The sequence below is a fragment of the uncultured Leptotrichia sp. genome (assembly GCF_938036635.1).
Classification (GTDB): Bacteria; Fusobacteriota; Fusobacteriia; order Fusobacteriales; family Leptotrichiaceae; genus Leptotrichia; species Leptotrichia hongkongensis.
On sequence record NZ_CALHQO010000057.1, the window covers coordinates 1 to 5,200 of the forward strand.

The following is a 5,200-nucleotide window of genomic DNA, read 5'->3' on the forward strand; positions in this document are numbered from 1 at the left end:
CTAATTCGATATTAGATACAAATATATAATAAAATTAAAATTTAGGAGGATTTTTTATGAAAAAAATGGGAATATTACTGCTTACAGGAGCATTAATGGTGGTTAGTTGTGGAAAAGACAATGCTGGTAAAGAAGAAGGAAAAACTGGAACAACGGCTGAACAGACTGCTAATCAAGGAAAAGTTGATTTGAGCAAAGAAACTGCTGAATATAAGAAATATGTTGAAGGTCAGATTGATATGCTTTTAAAAGATACAGAAAACTTTGCAAAATTGTTGAAGGAAGGAAAATTGGATGAAGCTAAAAAAGTTTATCCTTTAATCCGTATGGCTTATGAAAGATCTGAGCCTATCGCTGAAAGTTTTGGAGAATCTGATGTTAAGATAGATTACCGTCTTGTTGACTTTAAGGAAGAATTTAAAAATGAAGAAGGATGGAAAGGTTTTCATAGAATTGAAAAAATATTATGGGAACAAAATACTACAAAAGGTACTGAAAAATATGCAGATGAGCTTGTAAACGACATTAAGGAACTAAAAGCAAAAATTGCTACAATCGAAGTAACACCTGATTTAATGGTTACAGGAGCTATTGACCTATTAAATGAAGTTTCGACTCAAAAAATTACAGGGGAAGAAGAAGTATTTTCACATACTGATTTGTATGACTTTAGAGCAAACATCGAAGGGGCTCAGAAAATATTTGAACTATTTAGACCTAAATTAGAGAAAAAAGATGCTAAACTTGTAACAACTTTAGACACTGAATTTAAAGCTGTAAATGCACTTCTTGATAAATATATGACTAATGATAAGCATTACAAATTATATACAGAATTGAAGCCTGAGGATACAAAAGCGCTAGCAGAAGCAGTTACAAAACTGGGAGAACCTTTATCACAAATGGGTATCGTAATGGATGCAACTCCTAAAAAATAATAGATTCATTCGATAACTAATATATTTAAGTATTATCATGCAAGGGGTTAATCTCCCTTGCTAAATTAACATTTAGATTATCAAGGACATCTAAATAACTTACAGTATAATAAAGAGGTAAAAATAATGAGTGATGAAAATAATAAAAAATGGTTTGATAAAAAAATATCACGACGTGATTTTCTTAAAAAAGCTGGAATGGTAGGAGCTGGAGCCGCAATTGGAGCAAGTGGAGCTGGTGCAATTTTTGCAAATATGTTTAACGATAAGGCAAATCAAGTTGTTGGAGATGAAAAAATCTCATTTTATGGGCAGCATCAGTCAGGAATCGCTACCCCTGTTCAGAAAAATATCTATTTTGCAGTACTAGATCTGCACTCTTTGAACAAGGAAGAAATAAAGCAGATGTTCAAGGACTGGACTGATTATTCTCAAAAACTTATGAAAGGCGAACTAGTCGCTTCTGAACTGAAAAATCACCTTGTCCCTCCTATAGATACAGGAGAAACTGTTGGATTAAACCCTTATCGCTTGACATTAACTTTTGGAATAAGCCCCTCATTTCTCGATAAATTAAAACTGGATAACAAAAAATTAGATGAATTTAAAGATTTGCCGCATTTTCCAAGAGATCAGATAAAAGATAAGTATAAAGGCGGAGATATTTGTATTCAGGCTTGTGCAGATGATGCTCAAGTGGCATTTCATGCTGTGAGAAATCTTGTTCGTAAAGGACGTGCCTTAATTACTCTAAAATGGACTCAAGCTGGATTTCTTCCCATTGGAAACGGAAAGGAAACGCCAAGAAATCTTTTTGGATTTAAAGATGGAACAGAAAATCCTAAAAATAATAACGACTTTAAAAATGTTGTATGGTATGACAAGAACAACTGGCTCAAAGATGGAACTTATATGATAGTAAGACGTATTCAGATGCATCTTGAAACTTGGGATAGAACTAATTTACAAGAACAGGAGAATACATTTGGAAGATATAAGGAAAGTGGCGCTCCATTTGGGGAAACAGATGAATTTGCAACAATTGACATAAATAAAAAAGGGCCAGATGGAAAACCAATTCTTCCTATTGATTCACATGTTTATCTTGCCAAAAAAGCTGAAACAAAAATAGCACGCCGTGCCTTTTCATATTCTAACGGAATAGATGAAATAAGCGGACAGTTTGATGCAGGACTGCTATTTATATGTTTCCAAAAACATCCTGATCAATTCATAAAAATTCAAAATAGCTTAGGAAACGATGATAAACTGAATGAGTACATTACTCACGTTGGAACAGGTATTTTTGCCTGCTTTGGCGGAATAAAGGAAGGAGAATATATTGGGCAGAAATTATTTGAATAAAATAAGTATAATGTTATTTTTGTGCTTTATGCTATCTTTTATAAATATTATTGCAAAGGAAAGTTACAGTAACCTCTATATAAAAATAACAGATACAACAACTGCAATAAAAAATAGCAATCAGAATGAAGCAAAAAAACTTTTTTCTGAAATCAGGGAAGAATTTAAAAAAGTAAAAAATTCTGATTCAGCACAAGGAAAAAAAGTACAGGAGCTTTTAAATAAGGAAAAATCAGCATTATCAGAAAATGACCTAAAAGAAGTTACAACAGCACTGCTTGCTTTTGAAAAGGAACAGAATCCTGTTAATGATAACGAGGAAAAGAAAAAATTTCAGTCAAGAATGTATCCTGCTTTGGATGTGCTGGAAAAGGCAATTCAGTCTAAAAATGTGGAACTTATGAAAAAAGAGTATCTGAAATTTAATGCCGTATGGACTAGAAATGAAAGTTTTATAAGAAGCAGAAGTATTCCTTACTATGGAAAAGTGGAAACTGCGATGTCCTTTCTTAGAAGCTCTATGGAAGTGGAGCCCTTTGACTATGACAGCACAATAAATTCTTTCAATGAATTGAAGTCTGCTATAAAGGATTATCTGGATGGAAAAAAAATAGAAAACAATGTTTCAAGTACAATCACGTTGAAAGAAGCTGTGGATATTCTAAAAGATGCCTTGGATGCTTTTAAAGCAGGAAATAAAGCTAAAGGACAGTCAAAAGTTAAGCAGTTTATTCAAGTATGGCCAACCGTTGAAGGCGATGTAAGTACAAGAAATTCATCATTATACACAAAAGTGGAAACTCAAACTCCAATAATTATGGTAAAAGGTGCTGAAAAAGGATATCAGGAACAACTACAAGGTTTAATAACAGAATTGTCGCAAATTGATACAAAAGCACAATATACATTTGTTGACGCAATGTTTATACTCCTTCGTGAAGGTGTGGAAGCACTTCTTATCGTTCTGGCATTAGTAAGCAGTCTAAAAGCTGCAAATCAGAAAAAAGGATTACGTTGGGTATATGCAGGAGCTTCTTTCGGAATTTTAGCAAGTGTCATTATAGCATTTATGCTTCAAGCACTATTCCCTGCGGTATCTTCAGGGACAAACCGTGAAATTCTAGAAGGAATTGTAGGAATTTTTGCGGTTATAATGATGATTGGTATTGGATTCTGGCTACATAGCAAGTCATCTCTAAAATCTTGGAAAGACTATATTGACAGAAAAATGGACGTAGTTTTAAGCACAGGAAGTTTTATTTCAATGTTTGTATTAAGTTTTCTTGCGGTATTTAGGGAAGGTGCTGAAACAATTCTATTTTATGTGGGAATTTTACCGTTAATTTCTTTGCAGAACTTGATTATTGGTATTGTGAGTGCTATACTAATATTAGTTGTAATCGCATTTGTACTAATATACGCTTCTTCAAAAATAAAAATACATCAAATATTTTTTGTATTGACATGGACGATATATTTCCTTGCGTTTAAGATGCTTGGAACAAGTATCCATATGCTGCAAGTTGTAGGAATTTTACCACTACATGTAGTAAACTTTATTCCAACAGTAGAAATTTTGGGAATTTATGCAAATATGGAAGTGTTTATTAGTCAATTAATTTTAATAACTATAATTGCATTTGCAACTTTTAAAAGAAAAGATAAGTAGGTTTTAAATATTTTTAACAATCGGAAAGGAATAAAAAATGTCTAAAATTGATGAACAGACACTTATAGAACATCTAAGTGAATTTAGGAAAAGACTTATTGTAACAATCGTATTTTTTATAATAGCCTTTCTGATAAGCCTAGTATTCTGCTCTAGTATTTACAAATTATTAACAGCTTCTTTTAATCAGAAATTAGTTGTTCTAGGCCCTAACGATATTTTGAGCATTTATTTGATGCTGGCTGGAATATGTGCCTTCAGTCTAACTCTTCCATTTGCAAGTTATCAAATATGGGAATTTGTCCGTCCTGCATTGGAAGAAAGAGAAGCCAAAGTAGTTTTATCCTATGTTCCTGCAACCTTTATACTGTTTATTGCCGGTTTATGTTTTGGTTTCTTTTTCATAACGCCTGCATTATTAAATGTGCTTCTTTCATTTGGAGATGATTTGTTTAATATACAGCTTACAGCGAACAGCTATCTGACATTCATAATTCATACTTCCCTTCCACTTGGAATAATATTTGAACTGCCAGTTATTGTAGCCTTTTTAACATCGCTACATATTTTAACACCACAATATTTGATAAAAAATAGAAGATATGGATACTTTATTTTACTAGTACTCGCAGTAGTATTAACACCTGCCGATTTTATAAGTGATTTAACAATGGCAGCTCCCTTAATCCTACTGTATGAAGTGAGCATCTTTGTCTGCAAATATATTTATAAAAAAAGGAGGAATTACTAAAAATGGGAATTTTTAGAGATATCGGAGCACCAGGACTTATAGTCCTTATACTTGGTGCATTACTTATTTTTGGACCAAAGAGGCTACCTGAATTAGGAGAAGCCATCGGAAAAATGATTCGAGAATTTAAAAAATCAGTTTCTGGAATTGATTTGGAAAAAGATGATAAAGTTACAGAAGATAAAAAAGAAGATAAATAAAAAAACAAGAGCAGTCTCATAACCATGAACCGCTCTTTTTTATTTAAAATTAATTTACAAAAAAATCCTATTTTATATAACAACTTAATGTTTTTTAAAATAGACTTTTGATACACAGCTTATTTTTATTTCAGAATTATTCTCCTTCAGGTAAAATAAATCCTGCTATTAAATATGCGATTACTAACGATCCTCCTGTAAGAACTGCTAATACAACTGCTATTATTCTTATTAAGTTAGAATCTTTATCCATGTATTTTGCAAGTCCACCACATAC

The 5,200-nt window shown here is 32.2% G+C and carries 6 protein-coding genes; 5 read left to right on the top strand and 1 reads right to left on the bottom strand.

All coding sequences use genetic code 11. From position 1 onward, the window contains the following. Nucleotides 1-56 precede the first annotated feature (56 nt). From efeO to Q0370_RS01020, 5 genes are all read left to right on the top strand, one after another. On the top strand, nt 57-938 hold the full coding sequence (gene efeO / locus Q0370_RS01000) for an iron uptake system protein EfeO (RefSeq protein WP_299570884.1): 882 nt from the start codon (nt 57-59) through the stop codon (nt 936-938). Between the two features lie 126 nt (nt 939-1,064). Continuing rightward, nucleotides 1,065-2,303 carry an iron uptake transporter deferrochelatase/peroxidase subunit gene (gene efeB, locus Q0370_RS01005; protein ID WP_299570887.1) on the top strand — a complete coding sequence of 413 codons (1,239 nt, stop codon included), beginning with the start codon at nt 1,065-1,067 and terminating at the stop codon, nt 2,301-2,303. Beyond that, nucleotides 2,281-3,972 carry an FTR1 family protein gene (locus tag Q0370_RS01010; RefSeq protein ID WP_299570890.1) on the top strand — a complete coding sequence of 564 codons (1,692 nt, stop codon included), beginning with the start codon at nt 2,281-2,283 and terminating at the stop codon, nt 3,970-3,972. The genes efeB and Q0370_RS01010 overlap by 23 nt, the downstream gene beginning before the upstream one ends. 37 nt (nt 3,973-4,009) lie before the next feature. Beyond that, a complete protein-coding gene (gene tatC / locus Q0370_RS01015) occupies nt 4,010-4,723 on the top strand; it encodes a twin-arginine translocase subunit TatC (RefSeq protein ID WP_299570893.1) in 714 nt (237 codons plus the stop codon). A gap of 8 nt (nt 4,724-4,731) precedes the next feature. After that, nucleotides 4,732-4,923: a twin-arginine translocase TatA/TatE family subunit gene (locus Q0370_RS01020; protein ID WP_197735211.1), complete on the top strand. Its 192-nt coding sequence runs from the start codon at nt 4,732-4,734 to the stop codon at nt 4,921-4,923. A 136-nt stretch (nt 4,924-5,059) separates the two neighbouring features. Here Q0370_RS01020 and Q0370_RS01025 read toward each other — a convergent pair. Next, nucleotides 5,060-5,200, bottom strand: a 141-nt coding sequence (locus tag Q0370_RS01025; RefSeq protein ID WP_299570902.1) for a PspC domain-containing protein, incomplete at its 5' end; no start/stop codon positions are given.